Origin of the sequence: Citrobacter telavivensis (assembly GCF_041807075.1) — a bacterium.
GTDB classification, from domain to species: Bacteria; Pseudomonadota; Gammaproteobacteria; order Enterobacterales; family Enterobacteriaceae; genus Citrobacter_A; species Citrobacter_A telavivensis.
Genome location: NZ_JBGUBF010000001.1, coordinates 2,156,494 through 2,172,625, shown reverse-complemented (window position 1 = coordinate 2,172,625; position 16,132 = coordinate 2,156,494). Strand labels below are relative to the sequence as shown.

Here is a 16,132-nt window from a genome sequence, read left to right as displayed (position 1 = left end):
GCAAAGGGATTCCTTCTCTTGCTAACCTGCCGGCACAGGTCACACTTATGCCTGAATAATAGGGCAGGTGGCGTCTGTTGTGAATCCACGCGTTGGCGCTTTACCATTTCAGCGTGTGTGGCTGCGAAACCCACTGGACAAATTCGTCGAGCGGCATGGGGCGGCTGACCCAATAGCCCTGAAGGAAACGAACCCCGTGTTCATGCAGCCATTTCGCCTGCTCCGGCGTTTCCACTCCTTCGGCCACCGTCATCATATTGAGGCGCTTAGCGAGCGTCAGCACCGCATCAAGCACCGGTGAGGTGACGGTTTCTGTACCAATGGCGTGTATAAAACCGCGATCGATTTTCAGATAATCCAGGGTATAACGCTCCAGATAAATCAGCGCGCTGTGGCCGGTACCGAAGTCGTCTATTGCAATTTCGAAGCCTGCGGCATGCAACCATTCAAATAACTGTGAGGCTTCATGTTGCTGGATCATGTCGCGTTCGGTAATTTCCAGCACAATCTGGAAGTGGTTGGGAGGCATTGCGGCGACTAACTGGCGAACGTCGTCTTTAAAACTGCTGCTGTGCAGGTGGTCAGGTGCAATATTGATACCGTACTTTGCGCCAACAGGAAGGACTTTCTGCAATGTAGGGGCATCTCGCGCCAGCAGTTTAAACAGATGCTGGGTCAATGGCACAATCATGTGCTGGGCTTCGGCGTAATGAATAAACGCATCCGGCGGGATTTCTCCCGCTGTTGGATGTTTCCAGCGCAGCAACACCTCCAGCCCGGTGACCTTCAGCGACTGCGTATCCACGACGGGTTGATAGACCACGTAGAATTGATCGCGTTTGATCCCTGTGAGGATCTCTTTCCCGGGCCGCAAGCGAATGCACATGATGTAGTAGCAAAGTAAACCAGCAATGATGCCCCCCATCCCGCCAAGAAGCAGGGCATACCATAAGTCGGGCCAGGTCCAGTTGGTTGCGTACAGCCGGATCGTCACCGGAACACCGCTTATTTTTGCTTCGCGCTCCGGTGAACTGTCGAGATCGTTAACAGTGAGCAGATGGTCCGAAAAGGTCGACAACACGGTGTTGCCAACGATAATGGCGATCCCATCAAAGTCTTCTTGTCGGGCGGTATACAGCAGATACGGCGTAAGGTTGATATTCAGGGAGGTGAAAACACCGCTGTTCACCAGCAGGGGATTGCGATACCAAATCACCATCGCAGGTTTATTGGGCATCATCGGTGTTCCCGGGATAATCGCCATGTCGATATCTTTACTAATATCGAGGCTGGGGACCAGTTCGGTCAGCAGCGCATCCATTCCACCGGTTGCCGATGAGCAAAATGCTTTCTTATCCTTAACCAGCAAAAACGCGCGAACGTTCAGGCTAAACGCGGCACGAGAAGTGAGATCCGCGCTGACTTGTTTGCAGGTATTTAAGGTCAACGGCTGGAGGATATCGGTGGTATTTTTGAGATCGGCGAAATAGCTGACCAGGTAATGTTGAATGTCGGAAACCAGCGTGTCGTATTTGATTTCCCGCTTATGCCACGCCATCACGAACTGTAGGCTACTGATAACAATAGCAATGACAACCCCAGTGATCAGGCAGGTAAGCACGATTTTTCGACCAGTCGTTAAGGCGCGTGTGAACATGATGCCTGGTTGTACCCTGAGATTGTCGATGATGACAAATGTGATGGAATAACAAGACTATAGCCTGGATTGATTCGGCGAGTCATGCTTTTCCACAGAGAGAAAAGGGGAACCAAAAAAAAACACCGCCGAAGCGATGCTTTTCGTTTGTCTCGTCAGGGTCGCCAAGGGATAGCAACCAAACGATTAACTGCGGCTCAGAACCCGGCGCGCTTCGTTGTAGCGCTTTTTCCAGTATGGCTCGTTCATGCTGGAGATAATAACACCGCTGCTGGTAGAGGCATGAACAAACTGGTTGTTGCCAATATAGATACCAACATGACGGCCCGTCGAACCTGCGCGGAACAGAACCAGATCGCCAGTACGCAAATTCGTGCGTGACACGGACTTACCGGTTTCCTGCTGTTCGTAGGTGGAACGTGGGAGTTCTAAACCAAATTGTTCACGGAATGTACGTTGTACAAAGCTGGAACAATCAATACCTTTTTTGGAGTCGCCGCCGAGACGATAGCGCACGCCTTTCCAGTCAGCATATTGATCCATAATCCGCGACTTCACATCGAGGTTACGCACCATACTCTCAAATTCATCCTGAGAAGCTTGCAGTGAAGAAGCTTCTTGACCCACACCAAGCGTCTCAGAATGCGTGTTCTTTGCGGTGTTACTGGTAGTGCTACATGCAGAAAGCAGTACCGCGACTGCTATCGCGGGGATCCCGCGCAAGATATATCTCAAGATCGGTTGAGATTTGACCATTTTGTTTGTTTTCCCTTGAAGTCCTTAACGATAAATATCGTTATAAAAAATGCCAAACGTGACGAGACTAATTACCTACGCACAATGAGACAATTCTTTAAGCGCAAAACTGTGGCAGAACGCACAAATTTATTCGCGAAGAGAATAATAACCCAGCGAGGCAAAACGAGTTCGAGGTTACCCGATCGTTACAGGCTTGGCGAGTGATTTTATCTGAATTTTAATAAGAAAATGTGATACAGAAAGTGAATAAACGGGATTGGTCAATTTAAGTGCAGAATGGCGAAAAAACAGGCAACTCATTCATTCACAAAGATAATGTTATGACTAAATAATGACGGTGAGATGAATAATTTATCTTAATGCATCATCAGGGCTTAAGAATAAACCCTGATGATGTTAATAACTGTGGGTTATTTGTTTAAGATTTGTTTGTTTTTGCCGGGGAGATAATTGTCGAAAAGCGCGATAAGGCGATCGCTTAACGGGCTCAGGAGACACCAGGGCAGGCCAATTAAGACCACGGTTAATGAACCTACGGCGATATCAGTGAACCAGTGGGCGCCGATCATGACGCGCGGGAAAGCAAAAACCACAACGATAATAAGGCCGATAATCCCTGCGGCTTTTCCGAAATAGCGCAGCATAAATGCGGCGAAAATAAGCAGCATCATTCCGTGATCGCCAGGGAAACTGTCTCTGGACGCATCCTTCGTCGAAATATGCAGCAATTCACTGACGCGATAAATATTGTCAAAACTGAGCGTGGGACTTGCGCGTTTTACGGGCAGCAGCGCCTGACCCGCCTGGTTCAGAACCACGGCGGTGAGCAACATCACCAGGCCGATGATGACAATACGACGGCGGCCTGCAGGCGTCTCCTTCAGCCAGAAACTCAGCATCAGACCGCCCATCGCCAACAGGGAACAGGCGTCAAACGCCCGATTGTTGGTGATGGCGACCAGCCACAGGAAGGTCTGGCTCTCTACCAGTTTCTGGTTGAAAAAGTGAAAAATGCCGGCGTCAACCGGGAACCAGAATCCATGATTCACGGGCATATACCAGCTCATGAATAAAGCCAGACCGGCAAGATTCAGCAGAAGTATCAGTGGTAACCTGATTTTCATATTCAAAGAGTTCACTGTTCAATAAATCGCAGGCAACCTTACGCGTGTTCAGCTAAACGAAGCTTCAACAATGCGCTCTGCAACGTATTCCAGTCTGCCTCAGTACTGGAAATCAGTTCAATACGGCTGTCCGGCGGCGCGACGTTCTGCGTTTCAATGTGCAGATCTTCATCCTGGCGGTTAATGCGCACGAGACCTTCCGCAATACGCATGACCCCTTTCACCCGACCAACTGGCGCCAGACGCGCCCATTCCAGCAGCCCAATGGTGTCAAAGACGGTATCGGCATCGAAAATCCAGCCGCAGGCCTGATGCCCCTGGCCACTGTTCAGGCTACGACGCCAGCGCTGTTGTGCCGGCAGACTCATCGCCGCGAGTCCTCGTGTTACAGGCTGGCTGTGCGAATGCGCCGCGCTGGCGGGTAATTCAGCCAGATTCAGACGCGGTAAGTCCAGCAACTGTCCGTCAATCTGACCGTGATCGGCTTGCACTAACTGACGGTTGCCGCCGAACTGCTGCCACCAGGTCTGCAAAGCGCGTTCACTCTCCGCCGTCGCGCGATCGGTTTTATTCGCCACGATGATATCTGCCGCAGCCAGTTGGTCACGAAAGTTCTCATTGGCAACGCTTTTTTCATCCAGCAACCCGCGTGGGTCAAGAATACACAGCGTGGCGCGAAGGTCTATCCAGGGTTCATACACCGGCGCGGTGAGGAGAGAGAGGATCTGTTTCGGGTGCCCCAGTCCCGTCGGTTCGATCAGCAGACGGTCTGGTTTTCCCTGACGCAACAGCGTGTTCAGGCCAACCTGCATGGGCAGGCCGTTCACGCAGCACATACAGCCGCCGGGGATCTCTTTGAGCAACGCGCCGCTATCTGCCAGCAGGGCGCCGTCGATACCGACCTCGCCGAACTCATTGACCAGTACCGCCCATTTTTCGGCAGGATCTTTGTGCGCTAACAGATGAAGAATTGAAGTGGTTTTTCCGCTGCCGAGGAAACCGGTGATGAGGTTAGTTTTGGTCACGCCTGCTCCAGAATGATGTGCCGTAACGGGTTAGCTTTAATCCTGGCGAAAAAAAGTGAAAAAGAGAAGGGCGGGACGAACGAAGACAGGCTCCGTTCGCCTTAATGGCAGAAATTGTTAATTTTTTAACGTATCAATCACCGCCTGATGCGCGCCGCGTTGCGCGATACGCTGCCAGGCCGTTTCAATCACCTGAACAAAAGCAGGATTGTGCGGGAGGTCGTTGCCAAAGACTTCCTGTAAAGAGAGCAGTGCTGCGACGCGTTGGTCCTCATGACTGGCGGAGACGATTGAGCGGATTTTATCGCTCAGCGGATCGCGAACGTCGATGGTCGAGCCGGCATCATCGATGCCACTGACGTAGCGCATCCATCCCGCCACACCCAGTGCCAGTAATGGCCATGCGCTTTCGCGCGCCAGATGGAGGCGAATACCTGCCAGCATCCGCTGCGGTAGTTTCTGACTGCCGTCCATCGCGATTTGCCAGGTCTTGTGCTTCAGCGCTGGATTCGCAAAGCGTTCAATCAGGCTTTGTGCGTACCCGGTTAAATCCACGCCGGTAATACTGAGCGTCGGTGCCTGTTCATTCAACATCAGTCGGTACGCGGCTTCGCGGAACGCGCTGTCCTGCATACACTCATTAATATGCTGAAATCCAGAAAGATAACCGAGATAAGCGAGAAACGAGTGGCTGCCATTAAGCATTCGCAGTTTCATCTCTTCCCAGGGGCGAACATCGCTAACCATCTGCACGCCTGCGGCTTCCCATGCGGGACGACCAGCGACAAAATTGTCTTCAATCACCCATTGAATGAACGGTTCACAACTGATGGCGCAGGGGTCGGCAACGCCCAGTTCGCGGGTGATTTCCGCCAGAGATTCCTCTGTAGCGGCCGGAACAATGCGGTCGACCATGGTGGCGGGAAAACTGACGTATTCACGGATCCAGCTTGCCAGCGCGGGAGAGCGTTTTTCCGCCATCCCCAGTACGGCATTCTTCACTACGTGACCGTTATCAGGAATGTTGTCGCAGGAGAGCACAGAAAAAGGCGCCAGCCCGCGCGCCTGTCGACGTGACAGCGCTTCCACCAGAATGCCGGGCGCTGAATGGGGTTCGTCAGGCGCCTGCAGGTCGTGAATAATGCGCGGGTTTGTCAGGTCCAGCGTACCGGTAGCCGGATCGATGCAATAGCCTTTTTCGGTGATGGTCAGTGAGACAATCGCGACCTGGGGCTCGCAGAATTTTTCAATAATAGTGGCGAGCGAATCGAGTTTTGCGTTCAGACATTCGTTGACGGCACCGACGATAATTGCCTGATTGCCGTGCGCACCTTTTTCCAGCACGGTATAGAGATTATCCTGTGCGCGGAGTTGGCTCATCAACGTGTCGCCGCTGAACAGGCTGATTTCACAAATTCCCCAATCCCCGCCCTGGGCGTTCAGCACCCGGTCGGTCAGTAATGCCTGGTGCGCACGATGAAAGGCGCCAAAGCCGAAATGCACCATGCGCGTTTTGAGCTGCTGGCGGTCATAGTGCGGCGTTTGTACGCCATCCGGCAGTATTGCTGAGGCAATTGTAGTCATGAATTACACACCTGATTAACCATAAATTAACAACGCCAGTGTAAAGTTATATGACAACAAATTGAATTGGTAAGCCGAATTTATCCGGGTAATGTGAGCTGGATCAATCAATCATGCCCCTTTTATTGATCACCTCACAGAAGCCTGTATGGTAGTCGTCATTCAGGTAAGTTAATTTGGTATAACAACTTTGTGAGGTAAAGCAATGGAACAAACCTGGCGTTGGTACGGGCCTAACGATCCGGTATCGCTTGATGATGTGCGTCAGGCTGGCGCAACGGGCGTTGTGACGGCATTGCACCACATTCCGAACGGCGACGTGTGGCCGGTCGAAGAGATTAAAAAACGTCAGGCAATTCTGGCGGAAAAAGGGTTAACCTGGTCGGTTGTCGAAAGTATTCCGGTTCACGAAGAGATCAAGACTCGCTCCGGTCAGTATCAGACATGGATAGCGAATTATCAGCAGAGCATCCGCAATCTGGCGGCCTGCGGCATCGATACCGTCTGCTACAACTTCATGCCGATTCTGGACTGGACGCGTACCGACCTTGAGTACGAATTGCCGGACGGCTCGAAAGCACTACGTTTCGATCAAATAGCCTTTGCTGCTTTTGAGTTGCATATCCTCAAGCGTGCGGGAGCTGAAGCGGACTATAGCGACGAAGAACAGCGTCAGGCTCAGGCGTATTTCACCGCCATGAGCGATGCGGATATCGAAAAACTGACCCGCAATATCATTGCCGGTTTGCCCGGCGCGGAAGAGGGTTATACCCTCGATCGGTTCCGTGCGCGTCTGGCCGAGTATGACGGCATCAGCAAAGACGATCTGCGTGACAATATGGCAGTGTTCCTGCGCGCGATTGTCCCGGTGGCTGAAGAAGTGGGCGTACGCCTGGCGGTGCATCCTGACGATCCGCCGCGGCCGATTCTCGGATTGCCGCGCATTGTCTCTACCATTGAAGATATGCAGTGGCTGAAAGAGACGGTCGACAGCATCTACAACGGCTTCACCATGTGCACGGGGTCATACGGTGTTCGCGCGGATAACGATCTGGTGAAAATGATCGAAACCTTTGGCGATCGTATCCACTTTACCCACTTGCGCTCGACGTGCCGCGAAGAGAACCCGAAAACCTTCCATGAAGGCGCGCACCTGCAAGGGGATGTGAACATGGTGGCGGTGGTAACGGCGATTCTGACCGAAGAGCAGCGCCGTAAGAAGGCGGGTGATTTACGTCCAATACCGATGCGTCCCGATCACGGTCATCAGATGCTGGACGATCTGCATAAGAAAACCAATCCGGGCTACTCTGCGATTGGGCGTCTGAAAGGGCTGGCGGAAGTGCGCGGTGTTGAACTGGCGCTGAAAATGACCCAGTTCCGCGACCTGCTGTAAGAGCGAAAATGACAAAAAGGACAGCTCAGGCTGTCCTTTTTTACGTACATGCAAAACTTAATCCGCGCGACCCATATAACGGCGCTCTTCAATATGAATGCGGATTTTTTCACCGGCACTCAGGTATTCAGGAACCAGAATGACCAGACCGGTACTCAGCGTCGCTGGCTTGTTGCGCGCACTGGCGGAAGCACCTTTAATACCAGGAGCGGTTTCCACGATTTCCAGATCAACCGTCTGTGGCAGTTCGAGCGCCAGCAGCTGACCGTCCCAGGTTAATACCTGCATATCCGGCATCCCGCCTTCTGGAATAAACAGCAGCTCTTCTTCGATCTGATCTTTAGTGAAGGTATAGGGCGTGTAATCTTCTTTATCCATGAACACGTATTCGTTGCCATCGACATAGGAGAAGTCAACGCCACGGCGGCTCAGGGTGACGGTATCTACAATGTCATCGCCCTTGAAACGTTCTTCCACTTTCAGACCGGTACGGACATCGGAGAAACGCATTTTGTACAGCGTTGCTGCGCCACGGGCGGTCGGGGACTGAATATCGATATCTTTCACAATCAGCAGCTTGCCGTTGTAATTCAGTACCATACCTTTTTTGATTTCGTTCGCTCTTGGCATCGAAAAGATCCTGTTATAGAGATTAGCTAAATTATCGCGTCAAACTACTCGCGCCGGGTCATTCAGGCAAGCGGAATTCACCTTTTGCTGGTGCAAAAAAGGTGGTACTGTGCGCGCCTGTCCGGTGGTCATAATAAAGAGAGTCAGACTATGGAATGCCGTCCGGATTGTGGGGCGTGTTGCACCGCACCATCGATTTCCAGTCCCATCCCCGGCATGCCTGAGGGCAAGCCCGCCAATACGCCGTGTATCCAGCTTGATGAACACATGCGATGTAAAATTTTCGCGTCTCCACTGCGGCCAAAAGTGTGCTCCGGACTGCAGCCAAGTGCGGAAATGTGCGGCGAATCGACTCGCCAGGCGATGACCTGGCTTATTGAACTGGAGGCGCTGACGGCGCCTTAAACATCCTTAATACGCGTCAGGCAAACCATCGTGGCGATAATCATCCCCAGCGCAAACCAGAAGACGGCATGGTAGTTCCAGATTTCTGCGGCAATGCCCGCCAGTGACCCGGCGATAATCCAGCCGACGCGGATGGTATTAGTGTAGAGCGTTGTCGCTGACCCCGCCTGACCCGGCATCAGATCCTGAAAATAGAGCATGCCGATCCCGCCGAGAATACCGATGTAGATGGCGTTCAGCAGTTGTAAACCCAACAGCACCACAGGGGAGTGCGCGACCAGCATTCCTGCGTAAAAGCAAAAACCGGCGGCGACCGCAATGCACATTAGCAGGCGTTTGCCCAGCCGTTTTGCGAAGTAGCCGGCAATCAGCATCGTCGGGATTTCCAGTCCGGCCGCCGTACCCATCATCACGCCCGCCAGTTTTTCCGGCAGATGCAGCTCATTAATAATAAACAGCGGCATATTAATGATATACAGGCTGTTGGTACCCCACATTAAGGTGCAAATCGCAAACAGCAACAGGGTATCCCGACGGTTTCGACGCGGCGCTTCCAGCGTACCGGTGGCCAGTGTGGTTTCTTTACGCATAGACGGTAAGAAAAACCACACCATCGCGCCGCAAACCACAAACGCCACTGCGGCGCTGAGGTACATCACCGTAAAGCTGAAACCCATCGCCAGCGCGTAAGCCAACGGCGGACCTATCACCCACGCAAGTGAAACCTGGGCGCGCAGTATGGAACTGAACATCACCGCTTCACGACCTGTGCGGTCAGCATGTTCGCGGGCGAGAGCAAACATTTGCGGGTTGGCGGTCGAGCCAAAGCTGCTGAGAAACACGCCGACAAGCAGCAGGATAAAGTAGTTACGATTCCAGGCAAATAACACGCACGCCAGCATGCCCAGTGCACAGCAGAAGACGATCAGCTGTTTGCGATCGCCTTTTCTGTCTGAACGTCCTGCCAGAAACTGGCTGACCAGAATGCCGATCACCGCACTGCCGGTAAAAAAGAAACCGACCATCCCCGGGCGCGCATGGACTTCATCGGTCAGAAAGAGGCTCAGCGTGGGGGTTTGTAGCGCACCTGCAATACCGGTGAGAAAGGCGACAATAAGGAAAGCCGTAGACGTCAGGTCAAACGTTTTTGGCGTGGCGGCAGCGGGGGTGTTGTGCATGTTCTGGTATCAGTAGTGTGATGAGACGCGGAGTTTACGCCGCTTAGCTGAAAATAAACAGATGACTAAATCAAAATCGCCACGAAAAATCAAAATGGCATTTCACTCTGGCAATGCGGTTAGCTGACGCTGCTGAACCTTAAACGAAATAGCGCTGTATTTGCTTCAGCACCTTTTCGGTAATGAGGCAAAAATGTGCATTGCTTCTAAATTTTGCGATCAAAAATGCAACTTTTCTTGCGTGCTGAAGCAGAAAGAGCAAGACTTCTTGAAACGTTTCAGCGCTGTCGAGTTTCAGTTGAGGAAACCGTATAGCGTCTTTTTTCTCATGTAAGCTGAATCGTTTCAATTCAGCAGGAGAGGAGAACCATGTTTCAGTTATCCGTTCAGGACATTCATCCGGGCGAGCAGGCCGGAGACAAACAAGAAGCTATCCGTCAGGTCGCCGCTGCGTTAGTGCAGGCCGGTAACGTAGCGGACGGCTACGTAGACGGCATGCTCGCTCGCGAGCAGCAGACTTCCACTTTTCTCGGCAACGGGATTGCGATTCCACACGGCACCACCGACACTCGCGATCAAGTGCTGAAAACCGGCGTTCAGGTTTTTCAGTTCCCGCAGGGCGTGACCTGGGGTGACGGTCAGGTGGCTTACGTGGCGATTGGTATTGCCGCCAGCTCCGATGAGCACCTTGGTTTACTGCGTCAACTGACGCACGTGCTGAGTGACGACTCCGTGGCTGAACAACTTAAGTCAGCGACCACGGCGGAAGAACTGCGTGCGTTGCTGATGGGCGAAAAGCAGAGTGAGCCGTTGAAGCTCGACAACGAGACGCTGATGCTGGATGTCGCCGCGACCGACTTAGTGACGTTGCAGGCGCTGAACGCGGCGCGTCTGAAAGAGGCGGACGCGGTAGATGCGGCGTTTGTCGCGAAAGTGATTAACGATCGGCCGATGAACTTGGGGCAAGGGATCTGGCTGAGCGACAGTGCTGAAGGTAACTTGCGCAGCGCAGTGGCGGTGAGCCGTGCGGCGAATGCCTTTGACGTCGAGGGCGAAAAGGCGGCACTGCTGGTGACCGTCGCCATGGCTGACGATCGGCCTGTTGAAGTGCTGAAGCGTCTGGGCGATCTGCTGCTGGACACGAAAGCTGACCGTCTGCTGAACGCTGATGCGGCCACCGTACTGGCGCTGCTGACCAGCGATGACGCGCTGACGGATGATGTGCTGAACGCCGAGTTTGTCGTTCGTAATGAGCACGGCCTGCATGCCCGTCCGGGGACCATGCTGGTCAATACGATTAAACAATTTAACAGTGAAATTACCGTGGCAAACCTTGATGGAACCGGCAAACCGGCAAATGGACGTAGTCTGATGAAAGTGGTGGCTCTGGGCGTGAAGAAAGGGCATCGCCTGCGCTTTACGGCGCAGGGGGCTGATGCTGAGCAGGCGCTGAAAGCAATTGGCGAGGCCATCGCTGCCGGTCTCGGGGAGGGCGCATAATGAGCAGACGTGTTGCTACGATCACGCTAAACCCGGCCTACGATCTGGTGGGGTTCTGTCCTGAAATCGAACGCGGTGAAGTTAACCTGGTGAAAACCACCGGTCTGCACGCGGCGGGTAAAGGGATCAACGTGGCAAAAGTGCTGAAGGACCTCGGGATCGACGTAACGGTCGGTGGTTTCCTCGGCAAAGATAACCAGGACGGTTTTCAGCAGTTGTTCAGCGAGCTGGGTATTGCTAACCGTTTTCAGGTGGTGCAGGGGCGTACCCGCATCAACGTCAAGCTGACGGAAAAAGATGGTGAAGTCACCGACTTCAACTTCTCCGGTTTTGAGGTTACGCCTGCCGACTGGGAGCGTTTTGTTAATGATTCCCTGAGCTGGCTGGGTCAGTTTGACATGGTGTGCGTCAGCGGCAGTTTACCGTCCGGCGTAAGCCCGGAAGCGTTTACCGACTGGATGACGCGTCTGCGCAGTCAGTGTCCATGCATTATCTTTGATAGTAGCCGTGAAGCACTGGTTGCGGGACTGAAAGCCGCGCCGTGGCTGGTAAAACCAAACCGTCGCGAACTGGAAATCTGGGCTGGTCGCAAGCTGCCGGAAATGAAAGATGTGATTGAGGCAGCGCATGCGTTGCGTGAACAGGGTATCGCGCATGTGGTGATCTCCCTGGGCGCGGAAGGTGCGCTGTGGGTGAATGCCTCAGGAGAATGGCTCGCCAAACCGCCTTCGGTGGATGTGGTTAGCACCGTGGGGGCAGGGGATTCAATGGTCGGCGGCCTGATTTACGGTTTGCTGATGCGCGAATCCAGTGAACATACGCTGCGTCTGGCGACAGCCGTCGCTGCGCTGGCGGTCAGTCAGAGCAATGTCGGTATTACCGATCGTCCGCAGTTGGCCGCAATGATGGCGCGTGTCGACTTACAACCGTTTAACTGACAGCAGGAGAGGCATAATGAAAACGCTGCTGATTATTGACGCTAACCTCGGGCAGGCCCGCGCTTATATGGCGAAAACTCTGCTCGGTGCGGCGGCGAATAAAGCAAATCTGGAAATCATCGACAATCCAAATGACGCTGAACTGGCGATCGTATTGGCCGATGCCATCCCTAATGACAACGCGTTGAACGGCAAAAAAGTCTGGTTAGGCGATATTGCCCGGGCGGTTGCGCACCCTGAACTGTTTCTTAGCGAAGCCAAAGGTCACGCTAAGCCATACAGCGCACCGGTTGCCGTAGCACCTGTAGCCACGACCAATGGCCCGAAACGTGTTGTGGCCGTGACGGCGTGCCCGACCGGTGTCGCGCATACCTTTATGGCGGCGGAAGCGATCGAAACCGAAGCGAAAAAACGCGGCTGGTGGGTGAAAGTCGAAACCCGTGGTTCTGTGGGCGCCGGCAATGCCATTACGCCGGAAGAAGTGGCGCAGGCTGATCTGGTCATTGTGGCGGCTGACATTGAAGTGGATCTGGCAAAATTTGCCGGTAAGCCAATGTACCGTACTTCTACGGGTCTGGCGCTGAAGAAAACCGCGCAGGAACTGGACAATGCCGTGGCGCAAGCCGTGGTGTATGAGCCAACCGGCAAAGCGCAGGCTGCGGCGAATGAAGGGAAAAAAGAGAGTGCAGGCGCGTATCGTCACCTGTTGACGGGCGTTTCCTACATGCTACCGATGGTGGTTGCCGGTGGTCTGTGTATCGCGCTCTCCTTTGCTTTTGGTATCGAAGCGTTCAAAGTCGAAGGGACGCTGGCGGCGGCGCTGATGCAGATTGGCGGCGGTTCAGCCTTTGCGCTGATGGTGCCGGTTCTGGCGGGATACATTGCCTTCTCGATTGCTGACCGTCCGGGTCTGACGCCGGGTCTCATCGGCGGTATGCTCGCCGTCAGCACGGGTTCAGGCTTTATTGGTGGGATCATTGCGGGTTTCCTCGCAGGCTATGTGGCGAAGGCCATCAGCACGAAGCTGAAGCTGCCGCAGAGTATGGAAGCGCTGAAACCGATCCTGATCATTCCGCTTATCTCCAGCCTCGTGGTCGGTCTGGCCATGATCTACCTCATCGGTAAACCGGTCGCCGGGATCCTCGAAGGGTTAACGCACTGGCTGCAAACCATGGGGACGGCGAATGCGGTACTGCTGGGGGCAATCCTTGGCGGGATGATGTGTACCGACATGGGTGGCCCGGTTAACAAAGCGGCGTACGCGTTTGGCGTTGGTCTGTTGAGTACACAAACGTATGCGCCAATGGCGGCCATTATGGCGGCAGGCATGGTGCCGCCGCTGGCGCTGGGACTGGCAACGATTGTTGCGCGTCGTAAGTTCGACAAGGCGCAGCAGGAAGGGGGTAAAGCGGCGCTGGTACTCGGCCTGTGCTTTATCACCGAAGGGGCTATTCCTTTCGCCGCGCGCGATCCGATGCGTGTTCTGCCGTGCTGTATTGTTGGCGGCGCGTTGACGGGAGCAATCTCTATGGCGGTCGGTGCAAAACTGATGGCACCACATGGCGGTCTGTTTGTTCTGCTGATCCCTGGTGCGATTACCCCGGTGTTGGGATACCTGATTGCCATTGTTGCCGGTACGCTGGTGGCGGGTCTGGCCTATGCCTTCCTGAAACGCCCGGAAGAGGATGCTGTCGCCAAAGCGGCATGATGTTATCGCTTCATACAAGGGCAGAGCGTTCTCTGCCCTTTTTTTTATCTTCGTTTTGTGCCCTTCTTCGCAAATTTTTCCTCGCTTACAAACTGTATCTATAAAAAATTGTGATTCTGTTCATATCTGGCGGTTTTAGCCCTTGCCAGTGCGTTTACTTTCATCAAAACAAGTTTACTATGAACACATGTTTGAATGTAAACATGTGCTCTAATAAGTTGTTTGAGCCGTGAATAGTCTTAACGATCTCATTGTCATGGTATTTTCATACCAGGAGATGTGCTATGCGAGAAAAGGAATACATCATCACGATTGGTTCCGCCAATATGGACGTTGCAGGATATTCGCATGCTTCTTTAAATTATGCGGACTCGAATCCTGGAAAAATTAAATTTACACCGGGCGGGGTGGGTCGCAATATCGCCCATAATCTTGCCCTGCTCGGAAAAAATTCCTGGTTAATGACGGCGGTGGGCAATGATTTCTATGGGCAATCATTATTGGCGCAGACGAATCAGTCTGGCGTGCATGTGGATAATTGCCTGATTGTCGCCGGTGAGAATACCTCTAGTTATTTATCGCTTCTCGATAATACCGGTGAAATGCTGGTGGCAATCAATGACATGAGCATTACCGAGCATATTTCGGCGGCATTTCTGGCTCAGCATCTCGATTTCATCCGTGGTGCCAGTGTCATTGTGGCGGACTGTAACATTAGTGAACAGACGCTGGCCTGGCTACTGGATAATGTGGGGAATGTTCCGGTGTTCGTTGACCCGGTATCGGCGTGGAAATGCGTGAAAATCCGCGAGCGTTTAGCCCAAATCCACACGCTTAAACCCAACCGTCTTGAGGCGGAAACCCTCAGCGGCATCGCGCTTTCAGGGCGTGAAGATGTCGCGAAAGTCGCTGCCTGGTTCCACGAGCGTGGCCTGCATCGTCTTGTGCTGAGTATGGGGGGGGACGGGGTCTATTACAGTGAAAGAGGCGGCGTCAGCGGCTGGTCGCTACCGATAAAAACCCACGTAGTTAACGTCACCGGAGCGGGAGATGCCATGATGGCGGGACTTGCCTCCTGCTGGGTTGAAGGCATGCCTTTCATTGATTCTATCCGATTTGCACAGGGTTGTTCTTCGATGGCGCTGGCCAGTGAATATACCAACAACCCTGAATTATCTGTTGCGAACGTTAAAACCCTTGTGGAGAACACAGAATGTCTGAATTAACGCTTTCCTCTGAATTACTGCATATTTCGCCAGAAGTCCAGGACGCTATTAACAGTAATAAACCGATTGTTGCACTTGAGTCGACGATTATTTCTCACGGTATGCCTTTTCCACAAAATGCGCAGACGGCAATTGAAGTTGAAGAAACAATCCGTAAACACGGAGCCGTGCCGGCAACGATTGCCATTATTGGCGGGGTAATGAAAGTTGGGTTGAGTAAAGAAGAAATTGAATTATTAGGTCGCGAAGGACATAGCGTCACTAAAGTCAGTCGTCGTGATTTACCGTTTGTGGTGGCTGCTGGAAAAAATGGCGCGACCACTGTCGCCTCGACCATGATTATTGCCGCGCTTGCTGGTATTCACGTTTTTGCCACCGGTGGCATTGGCGGTGTTCACCGCGGTGCTGAACATACATTTGATATTTCCGCCGATTTACAGGAACTGGCCCATACCAATGTGACCGTGGTTTGTGCAGGCGCGAAATCTATTCTCGATTTAGGTTTAACCACGGAATATTTAGAAACGTTCGGCGTGCCATTAATTGGCTATCAGACCACCGCGCTACCGGCATTTTTCTGCCGTACCAGTCCGTTTGACGTCAGCATTCGTCTCGACAGCGCGAAGGAAATTGCCCGGGCGATGGCGGTGAAATGGCAAACCGGCCTGAACGGCGGTCTGGTGGTTGCCAATCCAATCCCGGAAACCTATGCCATGGCGGAAGAGAAAATCAACGCGGCGATTGACCAGGCCGTCCGGGAAGCGGAAGAACAGGGCGTTGTCGGCAAGGAAAGTACGCCGTTCCTGCTGGCGCGCGTCGCTGAATTAACCGGCGGCGACAGCCTGAAGTCCAACATTCAACTGGTGTTTAACAACGCCGTACTGGCCTGCGAGATCGCGAAGGAATATCAACGCCTCGCCTGATCATAACGAACGGGCAGCTCGCGGTCGCCCGAAACCACCAAAACCTGGCTTCGCGCCGGGTTTCCTGGCATGAAGGGAA

General features: G+C 53.2%; 14 protein-coding genes. 7 read left to right on the top strand and 7 right to left on the bottom strand.

Translation table 11 applies throughout. The features are described 5' to 3' along the window. Positions 1-100 precede the first annotated feature (100 nt). The 5 genes from ACERJC_RS10375 to ACERJC_RS10355 form a co-directional block, all read right to left on the bottom strand. The gene (locus ACERJC_RS10375; protein ID WP_373671607.1) at positions 101-1,657 is read right to left on the bottom strand and encodes a cyclic di-GMP phosphodiesterase; all 1,557 of its coding nucleotides are present in this window, start codon (positions 1,655-1,657) and stop codon (positions 101-103) included. A gap of 186 nt (positions 1,658-1,843) precedes the next feature. Then, the gene (gene mepS, locus ACERJC_RS10370) at positions 1,844-2,413 is read right to left on the bottom strand and encodes a bifunctional murein DD-endopeptidase/murein LD-carboxypeptidase (RefSeq protein ID WP_373671606.1); all 570 of its coding nucleotides are present in this window, start codon (positions 2,411-2,413) and stop codon (positions 1,844-1,846) included. 413 nt (positions 2,414-2,826) lie between these two features. Further along, entirely contained in the window at positions 2,827-3,546 is a 720-nt protein-coding gene (locus ACERJC_RS10365) for a phosphatase PAP2 family protein (RefSeq protein ID WP_373671605.1), read from the bottom strand. Positions 3,547-3,578: 32 nt separating this feature from the next. Continuing rightward, positions 3,579-4,565, bottom strand: a complete 987-nt coding sequence (locus ACERJC_RS10360) for a CobW family GTP-binding protein (RefSeq protein ID WP_373671604.1) — start codon at positions 4,563-4,565, stop codon at positions 3,579-3,581. A 117-nt stretch (positions 4,566-4,682) separates the two neighbouring features. After that, positions 4,683-6,149: a mannitol dehydrogenase family protein gene (locus tag ACERJC_RS10355; protein WP_373671603.1), complete on the bottom strand. Its 1,467-nt coding sequence runs from the start codon at positions 6,147-6,149 to the stop codon at positions 4,683-4,685. A gap of 205 nt (positions 6,150-6,354) precedes the next feature. On the opposite strand from ACERJC_RS10355, the gene uxuA reads away from it, so the two are divergent. Then, on the top strand, positions 6,355-7,545 hold the full coding sequence (uxuA, locus tag ACERJC_RS10350) for a mannonate dehydratase (protein WP_286631379.1): 1,191 nt from the start codon (positions 6,355-6,357) through the stop codon (positions 7,543-7,545). Between the two features lie 57 nt (positions 7,546-7,602). On the opposite strand, the gene yeiP is transcribed toward uxuA, so the two are convergent. Then, positions 7,603-8,175, bottom strand: coding sequence for an elongation factor P-like protein YeiP (gene yeiP, locus ACERJC_RS10345; protein ID WP_045445067.1), 573 nt, complete (start codon positions 8,173-8,175; stop codon positions 7,603-7,605). Positions 8,176-8,325: 150 nt separating this feature from the next. Between yeiP and ACERJC_RS10340 the strand changes: the two genes are divergently transcribed. After that, positions 8,326-8,580 (top strand): YkgJ family cysteine cluster protein, encoded by a 255-nt coding sequence (locus ACERJC_RS10340; RefSeq protein ID WP_152403535.1) that lies wholly within the window; start codon positions 8,326-8,328, stop codon positions 8,578-8,580. On the opposite strand, the gene setB is transcribed toward ACERJC_RS10340, so the two are convergent. Further along, a complete protein-coding gene (gene setB, locus ACERJC_RS10335) occupies positions 8,577-9,758 on the bottom strand; it encodes a sugar efflux transporter SetB (RefSeq protein ID WP_373671602.1) in 1,182 nt (393 codons plus the stop codon). The genes ACERJC_RS10340 and setB overlap by 4 nt on opposite strands. Before the next feature lie 369 nt (positions 9,759-10,127). Here setB and fruB point away from each other — a divergent pair, with 369 nt between their 5' ends. The 5 genes from fruB (at position 10,128) to ACERJC_RS10310 (ending at position 16,053) form a co-directional block, all read left to right on the top strand. Further along, entirely contained in the window at positions 10,128-11,258 is a 1,131-nt protein-coding gene (gene fruB / locus ACERJC_RS10330; RefSeq protein ID WP_373671601.1) for a fused PTS fructose transporter subunit IIA/HPr protein, read from the top strand. Continuing rightward, positions 11,258-12,196: a 1-phosphofructokinase gene (gene fruK / locus ACERJC_RS10325; RefSeq protein ID WP_042317960.1), complete on the top strand. Its 939-nt coding sequence runs from the start codon at positions 11,258-11,260 to the stop codon at positions 12,194-12,196. The genes fruB and fruK overlap by 1 nt, the downstream gene beginning before the upstream one ends. A 16-nt stretch (positions 12,197-12,212) precedes the next feature. After that, on the top strand, positions 12,213-13,904 hold the full coding sequence (gene fruA, locus ACERJC_RS10320) for a PTS fructose transporter subunit IIBC (RefSeq protein ID WP_286633701.1): 1,692 nt from the start codon (positions 12,213-12,215) through the stop codon (positions 13,902-13,904). Positions 13,905-14,188: 284 nt separating this feature from the next. Continuing rightward, a complete protein-coding gene (locus tag ACERJC_RS10315) occupies positions 14,189-15,130 on the top strand; it encodes a pseudouridine kinase (protein WP_371894638.1) in 942 nt (313 codons plus the stop codon). Continuing rightward, positions 15,118-16,053 (top strand): pseudouridine-5'-phosphate glycosidase, encoded by a 936-nt coding sequence (locus ACERJC_RS10310; protein WP_373671600.1) that lies wholly within the window; start codon positions 15,118-15,120, stop codon positions 16,051-16,053. Before ACERJC_RS10315 ends, ACERJC_RS10310 begins: the two co-directional genes overlap by 13 nt. The last annotated feature ends 79 nt before the right edge of the window (positions 16,054-16,132 follow it).

Coding starts and splice junctions, on each gene's coding strand:
- yeiP (WP_045445067.1), bottom strand. CDS start 8,175: ATGCCAAGAGCGAACGAAATCAAAAAAGGTATGGTACTGAATTACAAC.
- ACERJC_RS10355 (WP_373671603.1), bottom strand. CDS start 6,149: ATGACTACAATTGCCTCAGCAATACTGCCGGATGGCGTACAAACGCCG.
- uxuA (WP_286631379.1), top strand. CDS start 6,355: ATGGAACAAACCTGGCGTTGGTACGGGCCTAACGATCCGGTATCGCTT.
- ACERJC_RS10315 (WP_371894638.1), top strand. CDS start 14,189: ATGCGAGAAAAGGAATACATCATCACGATTGGTTCCGCCAATATGGAC.
- mepS (WP_373671606.1), bottom strand. CDS start 2,413: ATGGTCAAATCTCAACCGATCTTGAGATATATCTTGCGCGGGATCCCC.
- fruB (WP_373671601.1), top strand. CDS start 10,128: ATGTTTCAGTTATCCGTTCAGGACATTCATCCGGGCGAGCAGGCCGGA.
- fruK (WP_042317960.1), top strand. CDS start 11,258: ATGAGCAGACGTGTTGCTACGATCACGCTAAACCCGGCCTACGATCTG.
- fruA (WP_286633701.1), top strand. CDS start 12,213: ATGAAAACGCTGCTGATTATTGACGCTAACCTCGGGCAGGCCCGCGCT.
- ACERJC_RS10375 (WP_373671607.1), bottom strand. CDS start 1,657: ATGTTCACACGCGCCTTAACGACTGGTCGAAAAATCGTGCTTACCTGC.
- ACERJC_RS10310 (WP_373671600.1), top strand. CDS start 15,118: ATGTCTGAATTAACGCTTTCCTCTGAATTACTGCATATTTCGCCAGAA.
- ACERJC_RS10340 (WP_152403535.1), top strand. CDS start 8,326: ATGGAATGCCGTCCGGATTGTGGGGCGTGTTGCACCGCACCATCGATT.
- setB (WP_373671602.1), bottom strand. CDS start 9,758: ATGCACAACACCCCCGCTGCCGCCACGCCAAAAACGTTTGACCTGACG.